Origin of the sequence: Nocardioides sp. (assembly GCF_036374615.1) — a bacterium.
In the GTDB taxonomy this organism is placed as follows: Bacteria; Actinomycetota; Actinomycetes; order Propionibacteriales; family Nocardioidaceae; genus Nocardioides.
The window spans coordinates 16,207-35,692 of the sequence record NZ_DASUTK010000061.1; the positions used below are offsets into that span (position 1 = coordinate 16,207).

The 19,486-nt window shown below is 70.2% G+C and carries 24 protein-coding genes; 17 read left to right on the plus strand and 7 right to left on the minus strand.

All coding sequences use genetic code 11. From position 1 onward, the window contains the following. Positions 1 to 107 precede the first annotated feature (107 nt). Entirely contained in the window at positions 108 to 680 is a 573-nt protein-coding gene (locus tag VFZ39_RS04665) for an NADPH-dependent F420 reductase (protein WP_330864560.1), read from the minus strand. Positions 681 to 768: 88 nt separating this feature from the next. On the opposite strand from VFZ39_RS04665, the gene VFZ39_RS04670 reads away from it, so the two are divergent. From VFZ39_RS04670 to VFZ39_RS04700, 7 genes are all read left to right on the plus strand, one after another. Then, on the plus strand, positions 769 to 1,263 hold the full coding sequence (locus VFZ39_RS04670; RefSeq protein ID WP_330864561.1) for a MarR family winged helix-turn-helix transcriptional regulator: 495 nt from the start codon (positions 769 to 771) through the stop codon (positions 1,261 to 1,263). A gap of 66 nt (positions 1,264 to 1,329) precedes the next feature. After that, on the plus strand, positions 1,330 to 2,217 hold the full coding sequence (locus VFZ39_RS04675) for a LysR family transcriptional regulator (protein ID WP_330864562.1): 888 nt from the start codon (positions 1,330 to 1,332) through the stop codon (positions 2,215 to 2,217). After that, positions 2,214 to 2,588 carry a YidH family protein gene (locus tag VFZ39_RS04680; protein WP_330864563.1) on the plus strand — a complete coding sequence of 125 codons (375 nt, stop codon included), beginning with the start codon at positions 2,214 to 2,216 and terminating at the stop codon, positions 2,586 to 2,588. Before VFZ39_RS04675 ends, VFZ39_RS04680 begins: the two co-directional genes overlap by 4 nt. After that, on the plus strand, positions 2,585 to 2,866 hold the full coding sequence (locus VFZ39_RS04685) for a DUF202 domain-containing protein (protein WP_330864564.1): 282 nt from the start codon (positions 2,585 to 2,587) through the stop codon (positions 2,864 to 2,866). The genes VFZ39_RS04680 and VFZ39_RS04685 overlap by 4 nt, the downstream gene beginning before the upstream one ends. Positions 2,867 to 2,979: 113 nt before the next feature. Then, positions 2,980 to 4,542: a BCCT family transporter gene (locus tag VFZ39_RS04690; RefSeq protein ID WP_330864565.1), complete on the plus strand. Its 1,563-nt coding sequence runs from the start codon at positions 2,980 to 2,982 to the stop codon at positions 4,540 to 4,542. Further along, positions 4,539 to 5,471, plus strand: a complete 933-nt coding sequence (locus tag VFZ39_RS04695; RefSeq protein ID WP_330864566.1) for a glycine betaine ABC transporter substrate-binding protein — start codon at positions 4,539 to 4,541, stop codon at positions 5,469 to 5,471. Before VFZ39_RS04690 ends, VFZ39_RS04695 begins: the two co-directional genes overlap by 4 nt. A gap of 35 nt (positions 5,472 to 5,506) precedes the next feature. Beyond that, positions 5,507 to 6,007, plus strand: a complete 501-nt coding sequence (locus tag VFZ39_RS04700) for an Hsp20/alpha crystallin family protein (protein WP_330864567.1) — start codon at positions 5,507 to 5,509, stop codon at positions 6,005 to 6,007. 22 nt (positions 6,008 to 6,029) lie between these two features. On the opposite strand, the gene VFZ39_RS04705 is transcribed toward VFZ39_RS04700, so the two are convergent. After that, positions 6,030 to 6,515: a GNAT family N-acetyltransferase gene (locus VFZ39_RS04705; RefSeq protein ID WP_330864568.1), complete on the minus strand. Its 486-nt coding sequence runs from the start codon at positions 6,513 to 6,515 to the stop codon at positions 6,030 to 6,032. A gap of 79 nt (positions 6,516 to 6,594) precedes the next feature. Here VFZ39_RS04705 and VFZ39_RS04710 point away from each other — a divergent pair, with 79 nt between their 5' ends. From VFZ39_RS04710 to VFZ39_RS04720, 3 genes are read left to right on the plus strand one after another with little or no spacing between them, the layout of a single operon-like run. Further along, the gene (locus tag VFZ39_RS04710) at positions 6,595 to 8,094 is read left to right on the plus strand and encodes an AlkA N-terminal domain-containing protein (RefSeq protein ID WP_330864569.1); all 1,500 of its coding nucleotides are present in this window, start codon (positions 6,595 to 6,597) and stop codon (positions 8,092 to 8,094) included. Position 8,095: 1 nt separating this feature from the next. Further along, positions 8,096 to 8,575: a methylated-DNA--[protein]-cysteine S-methyltransferase gene (locus VFZ39_RS04715; protein WP_330864570.1), complete on the plus strand. Its 480-nt coding sequence runs from the start codon at positions 8,096 to 8,098 to the stop codon at positions 8,573 to 8,575. A 26-nt stretch (positions 8,576 to 8,601) separates the two neighbouring features. Next, positions 8,602 to 9,162, plus strand: coding sequence for a histone deacetylase (locus VFZ39_RS04720; RefSeq protein WP_330864571.1), 561 nt, complete (start codon positions 8,602 to 8,604; stop codon positions 9,160 to 9,162). 32 nt (positions 9,163 to 9,194) lie between these two features. Here the strand turns inward: VFZ39_RS04720 and VFZ39_RS04725 are convergent, their stop codons facing one another. Continuing rightward, positions 9,195 to 9,920 (minus strand): IclR family transcriptional regulator, encoded by a 726-nt coding sequence (locus VFZ39_RS04725; protein WP_330864572.1) that lies wholly within the window; start codon positions 9,918 to 9,920, stop codon positions 9,195 to 9,197. 84 nt (positions 9,921 to 10,004) lie between these two features. Here VFZ39_RS04725 and leuC point away from each other — a divergent pair, with 84 nt between their 5' ends. From leuC to VFZ39_RS04740, 3 genes are all read left to right on the plus strand, one after another. Then, entirely contained in the window at positions 10,005 to 11,405 is a 1,401-nt protein-coding gene (leuC, locus tag VFZ39_RS04730) for a 3-isopropylmalate dehydratase large subunit (protein WP_330864573.1), read from the plus strand. A 12-nt stretch (positions 11,406 to 11,417) separates the two neighbouring features. Beyond that, positions 11,418 to 12,017 carry a 3-isopropylmalate dehydratase small subunit gene (gene leuD / locus VFZ39_RS04735; protein WP_330864574.1) on the plus strand — a complete coding sequence of 200 codons (600 nt, stop codon included), beginning with the start codon at positions 11,418 to 11,420 and terminating at the stop codon, positions 12,015 to 12,017. A gap of 80 nt (positions 12,018 to 12,097) precedes the next feature. Then, positions 12,098 to 12,787 carry an HU family DNA-binding protein gene (locus tag VFZ39_RS04740; protein WP_330864575.1) on the plus strand — a complete coding sequence of 230 codons (690 nt, stop codon included), beginning with the start codon at positions 12,098 to 12,100 and terminating at the stop codon, positions 12,785 to 12,787. A 69-nt stretch (positions 12,788 to 12,856) separates the two neighbouring features. On the opposite strand, the gene cofC is transcribed toward VFZ39_RS04740, so the two are convergent. Next, a complete protein-coding gene (cofC, locus tag VFZ39_RS04745; RefSeq protein WP_330864576.1) occupies positions 12,857 to 13,486 on the minus strand; it encodes a 2-phospho-L-lactate guanylyltransferase in 630 nt (209 codons plus the stop codon). Between the two features lie 86 nt (positions 13,487 to 13,572). Between cofC and VFZ39_RS04750 the strand changes: the two genes are divergently transcribed. The 3 genes from VFZ39_RS04750 to VFZ39_RS04760 all read left to right on the plus strand — a co-directional run bounded on the left by VFZ39_RS04750 (position 13,573) and on the right by VFZ39_RS04760 (position 15,966). Continuing rightward, on the plus strand, positions 13,573 to 14,331 hold the full coding sequence (locus VFZ39_RS04750; RefSeq protein WP_330864577.1) for a lysophospholipid acyltransferase family protein: 759 nt from the start codon (positions 13,573 to 13,575) through the stop codon (positions 14,329 to 14,331). After that, positions 14,328 to 15,326: an NAD(P)H-dependent glycerol-3-phosphate dehydrogenase gene (locus VFZ39_RS04755; RefSeq protein WP_330864578.1), complete on the plus strand. Its 999-nt coding sequence runs from the start codon at positions 14,328 to 14,330 to the stop codon at positions 15,324 to 15,326. Before VFZ39_RS04750 ends, VFZ39_RS04755 begins: the two co-directional genes overlap by 4 nt. A gap of 88 nt (positions 15,327 to 15,414) precedes the next feature. Next, positions 15,415 to 15,966, plus strand: a complete 552-nt coding sequence (locus tag VFZ39_RS04760) for a dihydrofolate reductase family protein (protein WP_330864579.1) — start codon at positions 15,415 to 15,417, stop codon at positions 15,964 to 15,966. A gap of 40 nt (positions 15,967 to 16,006) precedes the next feature. Here the strand turns inward: VFZ39_RS04760 and VFZ39_RS04765 are convergent, their stop codons facing one another. Continuing rightward, positions 16,007 to 17,095, minus strand: a complete 1,089-nt coding sequence (locus tag VFZ39_RS04765) for a trans-sulfuration enzyme family protein (RefSeq protein ID WP_330864580.1) — start codon at positions 17,093 to 17,095, stop codon at positions 16,007 to 16,009. A gap of 32 nt (positions 17,096 to 17,127) precedes the next feature. Here VFZ39_RS04765 and VFZ39_RS04770 point away from each other — a divergent pair, with 32 nt between their 5' ends. Continuing rightward, positions 17,128 to 18,267: a D-alanine--D-alanine ligase family protein gene (locus VFZ39_RS04770; protein WP_330864581.1), complete on the plus strand. Its 1,140-nt coding sequence runs from the start codon at positions 17,128 to 17,130 to the stop codon at positions 18,265 to 18,267. A 323-nt stretch (positions 18,268 to 18,590) separates the two neighbouring features. On the opposite strand, the gene VFZ39_RS04775 is transcribed toward VFZ39_RS04770, so the two are convergent. Together VFZ39_RS04775 and VFZ39_RS04780 are read right to left on the minus strand one after the other, a co-directional pair. Next, positions 18,591 to 19,052: a DUF3515 family protein gene (locus VFZ39_RS04775; RefSeq protein WP_330864582.1), complete on the minus strand. Its 462-nt coding sequence runs from the start codon at positions 19,050 to 19,052 to the stop codon at positions 18,591 to 18,593. A gap of 65 nt (positions 19,053 to 19,117) precedes the next feature. Next, entirely contained in the window at positions 19,118 to 19,354 is a 237-nt protein-coding gene (locus tag VFZ39_RS04780; protein ID WP_135080071.1) for an Lrp/AsnC family transcriptional regulator, read from the minus strand. Between the last annotated feature and the right edge of the window lie 132 nt (positions 19,355 to 19,486).

Here is a 19,486-nt window from a genome sequence, read left to right on the forward strand (position 1 = left end):
CTGCCGGCGTGATCGCGCCGGCAGCGGGTGACTCCATAGGTCGCTCGGGTCACGCGAAGCGGCGGCGTGCCGAGCACGCCGCCGCTGGGTGGGTCTGGAGACGGAGATCAGGCGACGACGCCGAAACCGCCGGTCCACGAGACCTTCTCGTTCGCAGCCAGGCTGATCTGCAGGAAGCCGAGCGCCTCGAGCTCACGCGCGCGCTTGAGCGAGCCAGCGTCGATGACCTTCAGGCCGCCCGAGGCGACCACCCCGGCCAGCGTCGACTTGGCGTCCGTGTCGTCACCTGCGACCAGCACGGTCGTGGTGTTCTCGCCCACGGTGCCCGAGGCCAGCGTGCCGGCGAAGGTGGTGTTGAAGGCCTTGAGCACCCGCGACTGGGGGAGCTCGGCGGCCAGCTCGATGGCGGCCGAGCTGTCGGCCGGGACCGTGAGCGAGTCGAACGTCTCGAAGTTCACCGGGTTGGTGATGTCGACGACGATCTTGCCGGCGAGGCTGTCGCCTCGAGCAGCCAGGACGGCCGGGATGGCCGCGTAAGGGACGGCGAGGACGACGATGTCGCCCGTGACCTGCGTCTGGTCGTTCTCGCCGAGCAGCTCGACGGTGTGACCGCCCCTGCCGACGACGCTCGCGATGGCCTGGGCCATGGTGCCGGTACCGATGATCGAGACGTGTGCCATGTGGATCTCCTGAAGTCGATTAGTTGTTTGTACAAGTAACTCTCCCACGAATTACTTGTTCCGTCAACTAATGGACTACGATGTGACCATGGACACGCGTTGGCTGGACGACGACGAGCTGACGGCCTGGGTAAGGCTGGTCGCCGTCGTGGAGCTGCTCCCGGGCGTGCTCGACGCCCAGCTGCGGCGAGACTCCGGGTTGACCCACTTCGAGTACTTCGTCCTCGCGATGCTCTCCGAGTCGCCCGACCGGACCCTGCGCATGACCGCGCTGGCGCAACGCACCAACGCCACGCTGCCCCGGCTGTCGCACGTCGTGAGCCGTCTCGAAGGTCGCGATCTCGTCGAGCGTTCGCCCGCGCCGGACGATCGACGGGCGACCCACGTCACGTTGACGGCCGAGGGCTGGCGAACCATCGTGGCCGCCGCCCCCGGGCACGTCGACAACGTACGGCGACACGTCATCGATGCGCTGAGCGCCGCGCAGCTGCGGCAGCTGAGCGAGATCGCCGGGGTGCTGCTGGAGCACCTCGACCCCGACGGCCTGATGACGGCCGTCTATGAGCGCCCGGCGACGGGCTAGTCCGACTCCCTGGCGCCGAGACTGGTCGCGGCACCACAGTCCCGCCTGGATCGCTAGGGTCGGGGTGTGGACCGGCGCCATCTGGAGTACTTCCTGGCGGTGGCAGAGCAGGGCAGCTTCACCCGCGCCGCGGCGACGCTGTCGATCGCGCAGCCCTCGCTGTCGCACGCGATCGCCCTGCTCGAGCGTGACCTCGGCTCCCAGCTGTTCGACCGGAACGGCCGCGGGTCCCGGCTGACACCCGAGGGTGAGGCGCTGCTCGAGCCGGCCCGCCAGGCGCTCCGGTCGTTCCAGGTCGCTCGGGGTGCCGTGCGCGCCGTGAGCGAGGGTGGCTTCGGCCAGCTCAGCATCATCACCAACACCCTCTGGGCCGTGGACCCGCTCTCGCTCATGATCGGCAGGTTCCGGGCCCTGCACCCCCACGTGCAGGTGACCGTGGCGGACCCGGGCCGGCGCAGCGAGGTGCTCGAGATCGTCCGGTCCGGTGGTGCCGAGCTCGGCCTGGTCGACGGTGAGCCTCCTGCCGGCCTGCTGCGCAGCAAGTGGCTGATGGAGCAGGAGCTGGTGGCCGTCCTGCCGGCAAGATCCGACCCGGTGGGGCCCACGATGACGATCGCGGACCTGGTGCCGTTCGGTCTCGTCAGCACGCCGGAGGGAACCGCCCTGCGCACCATGGTCGACGAGCGACTGGAGGCGGCCGGTCGGCCGGGGGAGGTCGCCGTCGAGACCGCTCACCTGGCCTCAGTGGTGCCGATGGTCCTCGCCGGCGCGGGGGCTGCCCTGCTGCCCCAGGGGCTGGCCGCCGACGCCGCGGTCAAGGGCGCCCGGCTGCTGCGGCTCGACCCGCCGGCGCGGGCGTCGGTCCACCTGCTCTGGCGCGAGGGCCGGTTGAGCGCCCTGGCCCGGCAGTTCGTCGATGTCGCCACCGGCGGACCCACGGACGGCGGCCGATGACCGCACGGACGGGAGAGGGCCGCGGCCAGTGGCCGTCCTGGGTGTACGGCGTCGGCGAGACCCCCGACCACCGCTTCAGCCTCGCCAACGAGCGGACGTTCCTGGCGTGGGTGCGGACGTCGCTCGCGCTGGTCGCGGGCGGCGTGGCCCTGGACGCAGTGAACCTGGACGGTCCCGCCGAACTGCAGACCGTGCTCGCAGCCTTCCTCGTCGTGCTCGGCCTGATCGGCGCGGCCGTCGCCTGGCTGCGCTGGGCGGCTGCGGAGCGGGCGATGCGACTGCGGCGACCCTTGCCCGGGACCGCGGCGCTGGCGTGGCTCGCCCTGGCACTCGTGGTGGTGGCCGCCTGCCTGGTGGTGCTGGTCCTGTGAGCGCCGCCGCCTCCGAGCAGCCCGACCAGTACGAGCGCACGTTGCTGGCGTGGCGGCGCACCGCTCTCTCGCTGGTGGCCGCCGGAGCACTGGTCGGTCACCTCGCACTGGGCGAAGAGGCACGGCCGGCGCTGGCCCTGATGCTTGCCGGGGTCGCCGTCGTGGTCGGCTTCGTGTGGCTCAGTCGTGATCGCCGGATCGGTGCCACGGGCCTGGCGCTGCTGGCCGGCGTCGCGCTGCTCGGGGTGACAGCGTTGGTCGGCATCGCCTCACGGTGACGTTCCTCTGCAGTGATAGTCAAAGACTATCTCTACGGTAGACAATGCCTCATTGACACCCCCCAGCGGCGCCGACCAAGGTGGAACGGGACCGGCGCCCGAGGAGGCCCGTAGTGAAGCGATACCTCAAGGATGTCGACCCGGCCGTCTTCTGGGGGTCGGCACTGCTGATCGCCGGGTTCGTCGGCTGGGGGCTGATCGCTCCTGCGAGTCTCGGCACCGTCATGTCGACCACGCTGACCTGGGTGATCGGCAACTTCGGCTGGACGTTCGTCCTCATCGCCTTCGGGGCGCTCGCGCTCTGCATCGTGCTGGTGTTCCACCCCTGGGGCAGCATCCGGTTGGGACCGGACGACTCCAGACCCGACTTCAAGACCTTCTCGTGGGTGTCGATGATGTTCGCGGCCGGCCTCGGCGCCGGCCTGCTGTTCTTCGGCGTCGCCGAGCCGGTCTCGCACTGGACCGCCCCGCCGCACGGGCTGGCGGAGCCGCAGAGCAACGAGGCGGCGCTGGTCGCGCTGCGCTACACCTACTTCCACTGGGGGTTCAACGGTTGGGCGATGTACGCCGTGATGGGCGGTGCCATGGCCTACTTCTCGTTCCGGAAGGACCAGCCGATCCTGGTGAGCTCGACGTTCATCCCCGTGCTCGGCCCCGATGCGTCGACCAAACCGCTCGGACGGCTCGTCGACGCGCTCGCCATCGTCGCCACCCTCTTCGGGACCGCCACGGCGCTGGGGCTCAACGGGCTTCAGCTCAACAGCGGACTCGACTACCTGCTCGACGTACCGAAGTCGAACGCCGTGGCCGTGGCCATCATCGTCGTGGTCACGACCCTGTTCCTGATCTCGGCCACCTCCGGCGTCGAGAAGGGCATCAACTTCCTGGCGAACATGGGGATGTTCGCCACGATCGGGCTCTTCGTCTTCTTCCTGGCCCTGGGCGGCTCCACGGTGCTGGTCATCTCCCAAGGCATCGAGTCCATCGGGACCTACCTGATCCAGGTCCTTCCGATGTCGCTGCAGACCGGCGTGGGTGACGAGCAGTGGATGGCCGGCTGGACGATCTTCTACTGGGCCTGGTGGGTCTCGTGGGCGCCGTTCGTCGGCATGTTCGTCGCCCGCATCTCCCGAGGTCGGACGATCCGCGAGTTCGTGCTCGGCGTCGTCGCGGCGCCCACCGGGTTCGGGTTCTTCTGGTTCGCCGTGGTCGGCGGCGTCGGGATCGAGCTGCAGCGCACCGGCGACGCGGACATCGTCGGATCGCTCGCGACGCCCGAGCTGTCCCTCTTCACGGCGCTCGACGCGCTGCCGCTCCCGGTCTTCAGCTCGGCTCTGTGCATCCTGTTGATCGCGCTCTTCTTCATCAGCGGCGCCGACGCGGCTTCGGTGGTGATGGCCACGATGGCCTCGCGCGGGTCCATGCGGCCGCCCACGTTCGTCGTGGTCGTGCTCGGCGTGCTTATGGGCGGGATCGCGTGCGCGATGCTGCTGGTGGGTGGGCTGACAGCCCTGCAGCAGGCGGCCGTGCTCGGATCGGTGCCCTTCACGTTCGTGCTGGTCGGGGTCGCCTGGTGCTGGATCAAGGCGATGCGCGAGGAGGCGAGAGAGACGCAGGACGACGCCGTTGCCGCTCATCCGAGACGCGCCCCGACCACCACCCGGGCGGACTCATGAAGGCCCGGTTGGTCCTAGCGGCCGTCGCGCTCGCCGCGCTGGCCGCGGGATGCGGCGAGTCCAACACCGAGCGCGACGCCTCCCAGCAGCCGCAGGGCGCCTCGCTGCGCGTCACCATCGGAACCCAGGAGTTCCCCGAGGCCCGGATCCTCGGTGAGCTGTGGCGGCAGGCACTGGCCGTCAACGGCTACGCCGTCGACCTGCGCAAGGGGATCGGGCCGGCGGAGGACCTCGACCAGGCGCTCCGCGACGGCGAGATCGACGGCTACGTGGCCTACACCGGGACGGTGCTGTCGATCGTGGCCGGCGAGGAGGTGTCGGGGCTCGACCCCGAGGAGACCTACGAGCAGGCGCGGGCGTACTACGAGACGCAGGACATGGCGATGAGCGAGATGACGCCGTTCGAGAACAAGGACGCGATCGCCACCACCACGGCGTACGCCGCGGAGCGCGACCTCACCAGCATCGCGGACCTGCGCCAGGTGGGTGACTTCGTCCTCGGCGCCCGGCCCGAGTTCGAGGACCTCTATCTCGGTCTCGAGGGGTTGCAGCAGGTCTACGGGCTCACCGGGGCCGAGTTCCGGCCGTTCGCCCTCGGCGCCCAGTACGCCGCGCTCGACAACGGCGACGCGGACGCCGTCAACGCGTTCACCACCGACCCGCAGCTCGACACCGGCAAGTACACGCTGCTGGAGGACCCCGAGCGGCTGTTCGGCTCCCAGAACGTGGTGATGGTCGTCAGCGAGGACAAGCTGGACTCCATCGACGCGGACGCGTTCCTCCGCGTCGTCAACGCGGTCAACAGCGAGCTCAGCGAGCAGGCGATGGTGCAGATGAACGCCCGGGTGACCGAGGGCCAGGACGACGGCGACGTCGCGAAGTCCTTCCTCCGGACCGTCGGCCTGACGGAGCCGCTGCGTGAGAATTGACCTGGGTCAAGCCGGCACCGACGAAGGAGACCACCGTGCCCGAGCGTCGTAACCCCTTCGAGGGCGTCACTGACTTCTTCAGCGAGATGGCGCGGATGCGCTCGGTCGGCCTGCACGGCGGCGCGGAGCGCGGTACCGAGCCGACCGAACGCACCCACGCGTCGGCGTGGGTGCCCGCCACCGACATCCTGGCTCAGGGCGACGACCTCGTGATCCGGGTGGAGCTGTCCGGCGTCGACCCTGAGGACGTCGACCTGCGCTTCACCCACGGCGTGCTCACCGTGTCGGGCACCCGGAGCCCCGACCTGGCGGACGACACGGCTGAGTTCTTGATCCGGGAGCGCTTCTACGGCGAGTTCCGGCGCGTGATCACATTGCCCGACGGCACGGACGCCGACCAGATCACGGCCGAGTTCGAGGACGGTCTCGTGGAGATCACGGTGCGCAACGGGGTCAGCCCGTCCGACAGCACCAAGATCGCGCTGGCCGACAAGTCCGAAGGCGTCACGTCGCGGAAGGTCTCGAGGGGGAGCTGATCAGGCCCGTCCGGGCTGAGCGTCAACGGCTGTGATCCGGACGGTGCTCCATCCGGTTCTCCGGGGGCTCGTCGGGCGGCCAGTCCGCAGGCACGCCGCGGTCGACGAATCCGGCCTTCTCGTACGCGCGGATCGCCCGCGCGTTGTCCCTGCGGACCATGAGGTACGTCGAGCGACCCTGCTCGGTCGCCCACTCGACGACGGCGTCGATCAGCGCGGCGGTGACGTCGGAGCCGCGAGCCGCGGGGTCGACCCACATGGAGATCAGCTCCACCGACTCCTCGCCCTCGGGCGCTCCGCTCGTGACGCCGACCGTCTCCTCGCCGGCGCGGGCCAGCACCGTCAGCGGCACAGCGGTGAGCCGTGCCCGCCAGCGCTCCTCGGGAGCACCCACCCAGTCGTCGTACCGCGACCCGAACGCGGCCGGCGCGTCGGCGAGCGACCGCAACCGGATGTCGCGGAACGCCTTCCAGTCGTCGGGCCCGATCCGCACCAGGTCGTAGTCCACACACCGCACCTTAGAGGGCAGTGCCGCCGTGTCCGATTTCCGCGAGAGGATGTCAGTGGACTGAGGCAGGATGAGCCTCATGACGCCGACCACCCGACTCGACGACGAGTCCTGCTACCGCGCGGTGAAGGCCCGTGACCGGCGGTTCGACGGCGTTTTCTACACGGCCGTCCGCACCACCGGCATCTACTGCCGGCCGTCGTGCCCCGCCCGCACTCCGGCGCTCCGCAACGTCACCTTCCACCCGAGCGCCGCCTCCGCGCAGGCAGCCGGCTACCGCGCGTGCAAGCGGTGCCTGCCCGACGCGACTCCCGGCAGTCCCGACTGGGACGTCGCGGCCGACGTGGCCGGCCGCGCGATGCGGTTGATCGGTGACGGGGTGGTCGATCGGGAAGGTGTCGAAGGGCTGGCGGCCCGGCTGGGCTACACCTCCCGCCACCTGACCCGCCTCCTCACCGCTGAGCTCGGCGCTGGGCCGCTCGCGCTGGCGCGCGCACGCCGCGCCCAGACCGCGCGGGTGCTGATCGAGACGACCGACCTCGGCTTCGCGGATGTGGCGTTCGCCGCCGGGTTCGCCAGCGTCCGGCAGTTCAACGACACCGTCCGGGAGGTGTACGCCGCGACGCCGAGCGAGCTTCGCGGCCGGCGCGGCCGCCGGCAGACCAGCGGTGCGGTCACCATGCGGATCGCAGTCCGAACTCCGTTCGCGGGCCGTGCCCTGCTCGACTTCCTGGCCACCCGCGTCGTCCCCGGCGTCGAGGCCGCGGGCGACGGTTGGTACGCCCGGACTCTGGCGCTACCGCACGCTGCCGGCACGGTCCGGGTCGAGCTGAGCGACCTGCCCGCGACGGGCGGCACCGCGCAGGTGCCGGCGACGTTCCGGCTCGGTGACCTGCGCGACCTCGGCACGGCAGTGGAGCGGGTCCGGCGACTGCTCGACGCGGACTGCGACCCGGTCGCGGTCGACGAGGCCTTCGCGGGCGACCCGCTCGTGGGACCGCTCGTGCGCCGCACCCCTGGACTGCGCGTGCCGGGTCACGTCGACGGCGCAGAGCTGGCCGTGCGTGCCGTCCTGGGTCAGCAGATCAGCGTCGTGCAAGCACGGACCATCGCGACCGGACTCACTCGTGAGCACGGTGTCCGCTTGGACACGGCCGAGGGGGAGCTCACCCATCTTTTCCCATCTGCGGAGGTGCTCGCCGAGCTCGACCCGGAGGACCTCCCCATGCCGCGCGCACGCGGCCGAGCCCTGGTCGGGCTGTGCTCGGCGCTCGCCTCCGGTGACATCGCGCTGGACCGAGGAGCTGACCGGGACGAGGCCAGGAGGCGGCTGCTCGAGCTGCCCGGCATCGGTCCCTGGACGGCCGACTACATCGCGCTGCGCGCGCTCGGCCATCCCGACGTGTTCCTGCCCAGCGACGTCGGTGTCCGCCGCGCCCTGCAGCGGGCTGGTCGCGACCCCGACGCCGGCTCCGACCTGGCCGAGGGCTGGCGACCCTGGCGGTCCTACGCCCAGGAGCACCTGTGGCACTCCCTGCACGCCCTGGATCTTGAACCGACCACCCGAGAGGATGACTGACATGTGGACCGAGATGGAGAGCCCGGTCGGGCCGTTGCGGATCGTCGCCCACGGGGGCGCGATCACCGCGATCGAGTTCAGCCCGTACCGGCCGCCCGCCGGCCGCCCGCTGGGTGAGCGCAACGACGCCGACCCGCTGCTCATGCGAGCGGTCCAGCAGCTCACGGCGTACTTCAACCGCGACCTGAAGGAGTTCGACCTGCCGCTTGCGCCGCAGGGGTCGGACTTCCAGCAGCGGGTGTGGGAACAGCTGCTCGGCGTCGGCTACGGCGAGACGGCGACGTACGGCGAGATCGCGCACCGGCTCGGCAAGAGCAACGCGGCCTCGCGGGCGGTCGGTCTGGCCAACAGCCTGAACCCGATCCCGATCGTCATCCCTTGTCACCGGATCATCGGGGCCAACGGCACCCTCACCGGTTACGCGGGCGGGCTCGAGCGCAAGCAGACCCTGCTCGGGATCGAGCAGGAGGCGCTCTTCTGAGCATCCCTGTGTCCCGAGCTGCTGCTGTGGACGACCTGGTGTGGTACGCCGCCTACGGCTCGAACCTCGACCCCGACCGGTTCGGGTGCTACCTGCTCGGCGGCTGCCCGCCGGGCGCCACCCGGACCTACCCGGGCACCCGCGACCGGTCGGCGGCGCTCGGGACACGGCCGTTCGTGATGCCCGGCCGGTTGGTGTTCGCGTGGCGCTCGCCGACCTGGGGCGGCGCGATCGCCTTCTACGACCCCGAGGCCGACGGTCAGGTGCTCAGCACGGCGTACCTCCTGACGCCGAGGATGTTCTCCGACGTGGTCGAGCAGGAGATGCGGCGCGAACCCGGTGTCGATCACGACCTGTCGCCGGTCCTCACCACCCGCCGCCACACGCTCGGCCCCGGCCGCTACGAGACGCTGTACCTCACCGGGGAGCTCGACGGCCGACCAGTGCTGACCTTCAGCGCCACCGATCTCGCGGCCCTCGAACCAGGTGAGCCGGCCCCGGCCTACCTCGCCACCATGACCCGCGGCCTGCGAACCGTGCACGGACTCACCCCGGCCGAGGTCGACGACTACCTGGGATCCTTCTGACCCCGCCCTGCCTCGTCGGCGGAGTGTCGCGGTCACTCAGCCGCGGCGGCCCTTCGCAGCGACTCCGACAGCCGCTCGGCAGCGGCCAGCACTGCCGGCGCGTGCATCCGGCCGGGCTGACGCGAGAGGCGCTCCAACGGACCGGAGACCGACACGGCGGCCAGGATCTTGCCGCCGGGGGAGCGGACCGGCGCCGAGACCGAGGCCACTCCCTGCTCGCGCTCGCCGACCGACTGTGCCCAGCCGCGGCGGCGGATGCCCGAGAGCGCGGCGGCCGAGAACGCAGCGTTCTGAAGGCCGCGCTGCATCCGGTCCGGGTCCTCCCAGGCGAGCAGCACCTGAGCCGCCGAGCCGGCGTTCATCGTGAGCTGGGTGCCGACCGGGATCGTGTCGCGCAGACCGGACGGGCGCTCGGCGGCGGCCACGCAGATCCGGTGGTCGCCCTGGCGTCGCCAGAGCTGGGCGGACTCGCCGGTGATGTCGCGCAACCGGGCCAGCACGGGGCCGGCGGTCGCGAGCAGCCGGTCCTCGCCGGCCGCAGCGGACAGTTCCGCGAGTCGGGGTCCCAGCACGAACCGGCCCTGCAGGTCGCGCGCGACCAACCGGTGGTGCTCGAGTGCGACGGCGAGCCGGTGAGCGGTCGGTCGCGCCAGGCCCGTGCTCGCGACCAGACCGGCGAGTGTGGCCGGGCCGGACTCCAGCGCGGTCAGCACCAGGGCGGCCTTGTCGAGGACGCCGACTCCACTCGAGTTGTCCATATTCCAATACTGCCGTCTCGGATTGTGGATGGCAAGGCGTAGAGTAGGCGAGGCCTCGAACCCGAAGGACTGGAGGAGTGCGTCATGGCCAGGACCCTGGCGGAGAAGGTGTGGGATGCGCACGTCGTGCGGTCGGCCGAGGGCGAGCCCGACCTCCTCTACATCGACCTCCACCTCATCCACGAGGTGACCAGTCCGCAGGCGTTCGACGGGCTGCGGTTGAGTGGTCGCAGCGTCCGTCGTCCTGACCTCACCCTCGCCACCGAGGACCACAACGTGCCGACCGTCGACTGGGACAAGCCGATCGCCGATCCCGTGAGCCGCACCCAGGTCGAGACGCTGCGCAAGAACGCCGAGGAGTTCGGCGTCCGGCTCCACCCCCTCGGTGACATCGAGCAGGGCATCGTGCACGTCGTCGGTCCTCAGCTGGGGCTGACGCAGCCCGGGATGACCATCGTCTGCGGTGACAGCCACACCAGCACCCACGGCGCCTTCGGCGCACTCGCGTTCGGCATCGGCACCAGCGAGGTCGAGCACGTGCTGGCCACGCAGACGCTGCCGCAGGCTCGGCCCAGGACGATGGCGGTCACCGTCAACGGCTGCCTGCCCGACGGCGTGACCGCCAAGGACCTGATCCTCACCCTGATCAGCACGACCGGCACCGGTGGCGGCCAGGGGTACGTCGTGGAGTACCGGGGCGAGGCCATCGAGGAGCTCTCGATGGAGGGCCGGATGACCGTCTGCAACATGTCGATCGAGTGGGGTGCGAAGGCGGGTCTGATCGCCCCCGACCAGACCACGTTCGACTACATCGAGGGTCGGGCCGAGGCGCCGAAGGGCGCCGACTGGGATGCCGCCCTCGACTACTGGCGCAGCCTGCGCAGTGACGACGACGCGATCTTCGACAAGGAGATCGTGTTCGACGCAGCCGAGATGACCCCGTTCGTCACGTGGGGGACGAACCCCGGACAGGGTGTCCCGCTCGGCGGTGCCGTGCCCTCACCCGCTGACTTCGAGAACCCCTCGGACGCCGTGGCGGCCGAAAAGGCCTTGAGCTACATGGGACTCGAGGCCGGTACGCCGATGCGCGACATCAAGGTCGACACGGTGTTCGTCGGCTCCTGCACCAACGGCCGGATCGAGGACCTGCGGCTCGCCGCCCAGATCATCGAGGGCCGCAAGGTGGCCGCCGACACTCGGCTGCTCGTCGTACCGGGTTCGGTCCGGGTGCGGCTGCAGGCCGAGGAGGAGGGCCTCGACGTGATCTTCAAGGAGGCCGGCGCCGAGTGGCGCGGCGCCGGCTGCTCGATGTGCCTGGGGATGAACCCCGACCAGCTCGCCCCGCAGGAACGCAGTGCGTCGACGTCGAACCGCAACTTCGAGGGCCGACAGGGCAAGGGAGGCCGCACCCACCTGGTCTCCGTGCCGGTCGCGGCGGCCACCGCGATCCGCGGGACGCTCTCGTCCCCCGCGGACCTGGACTGATCGGAGCCGACCATGGAGAAGTTCACCAGCCACACCGGGGTCGGAGTTCCGCTGCGTCGGAGCAACGTCGACACCGACCAGATCATCCCGGCGTCCTACCTCAAGCGCGTGACCAGGACCGGCTTCGACGACGGGTTGTTCGTCAGCTGGCGCAACGACCCGGGGTTCGTGCTCAACCAGGACATGTACGCCGGCGGGTCGGTGCTCGTCGCCGGTCCCGACTTCGGCACCGGGTCCTCGCGCGAGCACGCCGTGTGGGCCCTGCAGGACTACGGTTTCAAGGTCGTGCTGTCGCCGCGGTTCGGAGACATCTTCCGCGGGAACAGCGGCAAGTCCGGGCTGCTCGCGGCCGAGGTCGACGAGAAGGTCGTGCAGCGACTGTGGGACCTGCTGGAGTCCCGCCCCGGCACGGATATCACCGTCGACCTCGAGTCGCGCACAGTCCGCGCCGGTGACGGACCCGACCGGATCGAGGACAGCTTCGACATCGACGACTACACCCGATGGCGGTTGCTGCAAGGGCTCGACGACATCGGGATCACGCTGTCCCACGAGGCCGACATCGTGACGTACGAGGCGGCACGTCCGGGCTGGAAGCCCACAACTCTCTGATCTCGATCGTGGCTTGGGGGGTCGAAACCCCATGATTTCTTGGTGATTTAGCGGCGTGGTGATTGTGGCCGACGCCGCAAATGCCTAGTTTGCCTAGGAGAAGTCGAGTAAAGGCTCGGCCCGATCGTTCATTGGAAGGGAAGACAGTGAACAAGTCACAGCTCATCGACAAGCTGGCACAGCGGTTCGATGGCAACCGCAAGCAGGCTGCGCACGCTCTCGAGTCGGTGCTCGACACCATCACCCGGGAGGTGGCACGCGGCGAGAAGGTCGCCATCACCGGCTTCGGTTCGTTCGAGCGCAAGGTCCGCAAGGCCGGCACCGCCCGCAACCCCGCGACCGGGGCGACGATCCGCACCAAGAAGAAGAACGTCCCGAAGTTCACTCCGGGGCAGGACCTGAAGAACGTCGTGTCCGGCGCCAAGAAGCTGCCCAAGCTGACGGTCTCCGCAGCGGCGAACGCCACGTCCGCAGCGAAGAAGGCGACCACCAAGAAGTCGCCTGCGAAGAAGACGACGTCGACCGCGAAGAGTGCGGCGAAGAAGGCACCGGCCAAGAAGTCGGCTGCGAAGAAGGCTCCGGCGAAGAAGACCTCGGCCGCCAAGAAGACGGCAGCCAAGAAGTCATCGACGGCCAAGAAGGCACCGGCCAAGAAGACCACGGCAGCGAAGAAGACGGCAGCCAAGAAGTCCTCGACGGCCAAGAAGGCACCGGCCAAGAAGACCACGGCAGCGAAGAAGACCGCGAAGAAGGCTGCCAAGAAGTCCTGAACGTCACCCGACAGGGGTCGCCCGGTTTCGGGCGGCCCCTGTCGGCGTCCTCGGCGGAGGAACCTGCGGTCACGCGCCGGCGCCGAGGACCGGCACCACGTCCTGGGTGAACCGTCCGACACGGAGCCGCAGCGCGGCTGCGAGCGATGTCTCGTCGTCGACGTCGCGACGCAGGGTCGGAAGCTCGCCGCCGATCGCGATCGCGCCGGCACCGGCATGTGCGGCCGCCGAGCCGCGGCCGAACTGCGGCTCGAAGCTGTCGTACGACGCGGCGTACAGCGTGGTTCCCGTGCCGTCGGCGTCGGCGACGTACGCCGCTGCCTCGTCCGGCATCGCCCTCAGTGCGGCCGTGAGGTCGGGCGCCCGCAGGCTCGGCAGGTCCCCGCAGAGGGCGACCGGCCGGGCCTGCGGATGTTGCTCGCGCACCGCCTCGGCGGCAGCGACCAGGCTGGCGTTGAGGCCGTCGCTGACGTCGTCCAGGTGCCGGAACCCGAGGTCGGAGACCACGTCCGCGAAGCCCGCGTCGTGAGTCACGACGACGACCTCGGCCACCAGATCCGAGTCGCGAGCTGCGTGCACGGTGTCGAGCGCGAAGGCGCTCGCGAGGCCAGGTCGCAGGTGCGCCGGCACCTGCAACCGGGACTTGCCGACGTCCGGATCCTTGACCGGGACCAGGACGACGAAGCGGAGACGTTCCATCAACGCGATCCTGCCACCCGAGGGAGTAGCCTGCTGCGCACCACCGACCATCGGTCGCCGGCCGACCCCACCGACGAAGGATGCCCGTGACGGTTCGCAAGCTTCAGCAGGGACGCGGCTGGGCGTTCTCCCTCGCGGTGCCGATCGTGAAGCCCACCCTCCTCTCGATCGCGAGTCGGACCTGGATCGACGGCGAGAAGATCCCGGCAGTCGGCGGGTGCATCGTCGTGTTCAACCACATCTCTCACATCGACCCGCTGCTGTCGGCCCACTTCGTCTACGACCACGGCCGGCTGCCGCGCTATCTCGCGAAGTCCGGTCTGTTCAAGAACAAGGCACTGTCAAAGTTCCTCCGGTCGGCCGGCCAGATCCCGGTGGAACGGCTCAGCCGCAATGCGGTGGGCGCGTTCGACGCTGCAGTCAATGCAGTCCGCGCCGGGGAGTGCGTCGTCGTCTACCCCGAGGGCACGCTCACTCGCGATCCGGACCTGTGGCCGATGATCGGGAAGTCGGGTGCGGCCCGGATCGCCCTGGAGACCGGCTGCCCCGTGATCCCGGTCGGCCAGTGGGGTGCCCACGAGGTGCTCCCGCCGTACACCACCCGACCTCGGCTGTTCCCCCGCAAGCGCATCGTGATGAAGGCCGGTGACCCCGTGGACCTGACCGACCTGCTCACCCGACCGCGGTCGACGGAGACGATCAACGCAGCAACCGCCCGGATCATGGCGGCGCTCGTCGCGGTGGTCGAGGACCTGCGCGGTGAGAAGGCGCCGGCCGAGAGGTTCGACCCGCGCAAGGCAGGCCTCCGCCAGATCGGCAACCCCAGGAAGCAGGACCGGGCATGAGCCGGATCGCGGTCTTCGGTGCCGGCTCGTGGGGCACCGCGTTCTCGATCGTGCTCGCCGACGCCGGGAACGAGGTCACCATCTGGGGCCGGCGCGAAGCGGTGTGCGCCGACATCAACGACCACCACGAGAACCGCGACTACCTGCCGGACGTGAAGCTGCCCGACACCGTCTCGGCGACCCACGACCCCGTCGTCGCCGTCGACGGCGCGGACGCCGTCATCTTCGCGGTGCCCTCCCAGTCGTTCCGCGAGAACCTCGTGGACTGGGCGCCGGTGCTCCCTGAGGTCCCGTTGGTGTCGCTGATGAAGGGCGTCGAGCTCGGCAGTCTCAAGCGGATGTCCGAGGTGATCGCCGAGGTCACCGGAGCAGGGGAGGAGCGGATCGCCGTCGTCAGCGGCCCGAACCTGTCGAAGGAGATCGCGAACCGTGAGCCGGCCGCCTCCGTCGTGGCATGCGCCGACGAGGACGTCGCGAAGCGGCTGCAGGCGATGTGCCACGCGACGGCGTTCCGGCCGTACACCTCCGTCGACGTCCTCGGGTGCGAGCTCGGCGGTGCCTACAAGAACGTCGTCGCGCTGGCAGTCGGGATGGCCGTCGGCCTCGGCTTCGGCGACAACACCACCGCATCGGTCATCACCCGCGGCCTGGCCGAGACCGCCCGGCTCGCAACCCGGCTCGGAGCCGACCCGCTGACCCTGATGGGCCTCGCCGGGCTCGGCGACCTGGTCGCCACCTGCTCCTCGCCACTCTCCCGAAACCGCACCTTCGGCGAGAAGCTCGGGCAGGGCCAGACGACCGAGGAGATCTATGCATCCACCCGACAGGTCGCCGAGGGAGCCAAGTCGTGCGCGTCGCTGCTCGCTCTCGCGGAGAAGAACGACGTCGACGCCCCGATCGCCGAGCACGTCGACGCCGTGGTCGCCGGCCGCAGCACCGCTCGCGACATGATGCAGGCCTTCATCGACCGTGACACGAAGGCCGAACGGGACTGACCCTCCGTTGATTCGTGTGGTTGCGGCAGTCGAGTGGCGGCCGCGCGGCGGGCGATGAGTCTGGTGCCTGAGGCGGGTCGGCACTCTCATGAGGACACTCGCGATCACACAGAACATCACGCTTGACGGCTCCATCGAGATGCTCAGCGACTGGTTCGACCCCGAGGACCAGGACCCGGAGCTGGTGGCGGCGACGCGCGTTCTGGCGGAGCAGGGTGACGTCCTGGTGCTGGGTCGGCAGACGTTCGAAGACTTCCGGGGCTACTGGCCCCGGCAGACCGACGACACGACCGGGATCACCGAGGAGCTCAACTTGGTCCAGAAGTACGTCGTCTCCTCCACGATGACCGATCCGCAGTGGCAGAACTCGACCGTGCTCGGAAGCGACTGGCTCGACCAGGTGCGCTCCCTGAAGGAGCAACCCGGCCGCGACGTCGTGATCACCGGCAGCATCACCCTCACGCATGCGCTGATCAGGTCGGGACTGGTCGACGAGTACCGCCTGTTCCTCTACCCCGCCGTCCAGGGCCGCGGCCGGAGGCTGTTCCCCGACCGGCACGAGGTGCCGCGGCTCCGGCTGCTGGAGGTCCGGGGCTTCCGTAACGGCGTGTCCCTGCTGCGGTACGGCGTCGGCGGCTGACGTCGCCCCACGATGCAACGTGCGCTCGCACGGCAGGTTGTCAGGTCAGGTCGTCGAGCGCGCTGCGCAGGTCGTCCCACAGGTCCTCGACGTCCTCGACGCCGACACTCATCCGCACCAGCGCTTCCGGGATCGTGGCTGCCTCCGACTTCCACCGTCGACGGCGCTCGAAGGTCGACGCCACGCCTCCCAGCGAGGTGGCGTGCACCCACAGCCTCGTCTTGTGCGTCAGCAGGTCGGCGGCCATCGCCCCCTGGGTCAGCACGATTGCAACCATCGCCCCGAAGCCCGGGTAGCGGACCTCGCCGACCGCCGGGTGGCCGGCCAGCCGACGCACCAGCTCCTGGGCGTTGGCCTGGGCCCGCTCGACGCGGAGGTGCAGCGTGCGTAGGCCGCGCAGCGCGAGCCACGCCTCGAGCGTCCCGGGGACCGCGCCGACCAGATCGCGGCGGCCCTTCAGGACGCCGTAGAGCTCGTCGTCCCGGGTGACGATCGCACCGAGCATCACGTCGGCGTGACCACTGAGGTACTTCGTCGCCGAGTGGACGACGAGGTCGGCGCCGAGGTCGAGCGGCCGCTGCAGCAGCGGGGTGGCGAAGGTGTTGTCGACGGCGACGTACGCGCCGGCGGCGTGCGCGGCCTCGATCACCGGCTCGAGGTCGATCACCTCCAGTGCTGGGTTGGTGGGCGACTCCAGCCACACCAGGGCGGCGTCCTCGCAGGCCTTCAGCAGCGCATCCGTGTCTGTGACGTCGACCAGGGTGGCCGTCACCCTGCCGCGGGCCTCGAGGTCGGCGAGCTGCATCACCGTGCCGTTGTAGGCGTGCCGCGGCGCCACGACCCGAGTGCCCAGCCCGGCCAGGTCGAGCACGGTGGCGGCCGCTGCGAGACCGCTGGAGAACGACAGGCACCGACCACCCTCGAGTCCTCCCAGCGCCTCCTCGAACGCCGCCCACGTGGGGTTGCCGTAACGCCCGTATTCCAGGTCACCGCCGGCGACGTACGTCGAGGCCATCGTCAGTGGCGTGTTGAGCGGCTGGTCGGGTTCGTGGGCGGGCCTCCCGGCCGTCACGGCGAGCGTGCTGGGACGGAGCTCGGGCTGGTCCGGTCGGATCGGGGCGTCGGCCATGAACAGCAATCTAGGCGGCTAGGGTCGAGCCGATGACCTCACCCACCCCCGGCACCCCCGGAAGCAGTCGCAAGCCGCGCGTCGCACTGGTCTTCGGAGGCCGCTCGAGCGAGCACGCGATCTCCTGCGTCACCGCAGGCAGCGTGCTGTCCGCGCTCGACCGCGAGAAGTACGACGTGGTGCCGATCGGGATCGCCACCGACGGTCGATGGGTGCTGGAGGCAGACGATCCCGAGCGGCTGCGCATCACCGGCCGCGACCTGCCCGAGGTCGACGGCGACCGGGCGGGGGTCGTGCTCGCGCGCGAGGCGGATTCTGCCGGTCTCGTCGTGCACGAGCCAGCGCAGCCACCGCGTGCCCTCGGCGACGTCGACGTCGTGTTCCCGCTCCGGCACGGCCCGTGGGGTGAGGACGGCACGTTGCAGGGGATGCTCGAGATGGCCGGGGTGAGGTACGTCGGCGCCGGCGTGCTCGCCTCCGCGGTCAGCATGGACAAGGCGTTCATGAAGATCGTGCTGCGCGACGCCGGACTTCCGGTGATGCCCTCGGTGACGATCACCCGGCGCGACTGGGCCCGCGACCCGAGCGGCAGCGCCCGGCGTGCCGCCGAGCTCGGCTACCCGCTGTTCGTGAAGCCAGCCCGCGGCGGCTCCTCGATCGGCATCTCCAAGGCGCACGAACCGAGCGAGCTCGAGGGCTGTCTGATCGGGGCGTTCGAGCACGACAGCAAGGCATTGGTCGAGGTGTCGGCCGAGGGCGCCCGGGAGGTCGAGTGCGGGGTGCTCCAGGCCATCGACGGCACGCCGGAGACGACCGTGCCGGCCGAGATCAGGGTCGGCGGCGACCACGAGTTCTACGACTTCGCCGCGAAGTACCTCCCCGAGGAGCACACCGAGCTCGACGTCCCGGCCGACCTCCCCGACGACGTGGCGGCCCGGCTGCGCGAGCACGCGGCCCGTGCGTTCGAGGCGGTCGGGTGCGAGGGGCTCGCCCGGGTCGACTTCTTCGTGATGCCGGACCACTCCCTGGTGGTCAACGAGATCAACACCATGCCGGGCTTCACCCCGACCTCGATGTACCCGCGGATGTGGGCGGCCAGCGGTCTCGACTACCCGGCCCTGGTCGACCGGCTGATCCAGCTCGCGCTGTCGCGCGACACCGGCCTGCGCTGAGGTCGGCTCGGCGGCGGTGGGCTGGTCTGCTCGGTGTCCTGCCCGCCGTTTGGACACAAACGGCGGCGACACGCCGCGACCGACTGTCGTTCGTGCCCAATCGCACGGCACCAGCGTCAGAGAACGACAGGGAGACCCGGGTGCGTCGAGCCAGGGACCGATCAGCTACAGGCACTCGCGGATCTGCTTGATGTCCAGCCCGCCGTTTGGACACAAACGGCGGCGACACGCCGCGACCGACTGTCGTTCCTGCCCAATCGGTCGACAGCAGCGTCAGAGAACGACAGGGAGACCCGGGGTGCGTCGAGCCAGGGACCGATCAGCTACAGGCACCCCCGGATCAGCTCGGTGTGTTCCTCGACCGCAGCAGCCAGTCCAGCCGTGGCTGCCGCGACCCCTTCCGGCCGCTGCTCGGCCGGGACGACGACGGTGATGATCGGGTCGTAGCCGACCGTCACGAGCGTGACGTCAGCGGACTCGTCCCTCAGCGACGCATCGTCCACGAAGTAGCCGACGCCGTTCGCCTCCTCGCACACCGCGGTCGGGCTCAGGGTGGGTGCCTCGCCGCCGCACGTCATCACGATCGCGGGGTCGCCCCAGGCGGCGCCGAGGGCGTCCGGCGGTTCGATGTCGCGACGTTCCCGTTCTCCGAGCGTGTCGGGAACATCCGCGATCAGGGCGCGGCAGGTCTCCCGGTCCTCGGCGGTCAGGTCCTCGGCCGAGGTCACCGTCACCGGTTCTGCCGAGCAGCCCGCTACGAGAGTGCTGACCAGCCCCGACAGCACGAGGCCCCGGAGCCGGGCGGCTCCGGGGCGTCGTACGTCGCTCGATGCGTTCAGATCGGTTGCGTTCAGATGTGGACGACGGGGCAGGTCAGGGTCCGGGTGATCCCGTCGAGGTTCTGGACCTTCGAGACGACCAGCTTGCCGAGCTCGTCCACGTTGCGCGCCTCGGCGCGCACGATCACGTCGTACGGGCCGGTGACGTCCTCGGCGAGGGTCACGCCCTTGACCTGGGCGATCTCGCGGGCGACCTCGGCGGCCTTGCCGACGTCTGTCTGGATCAGGATGTACGCCTGGACGACCATCGGAGCTCCTGTCTCGTGACTTCCGTCTGGTACTGACTGTGATGACGCGGTCAACCTACCGCGCACCTCGCGGGAGCCGGTAGGTGCCCCGAGACGTCGGGTCTGCTGGGATGGCGCCATGGCACTTCCCCC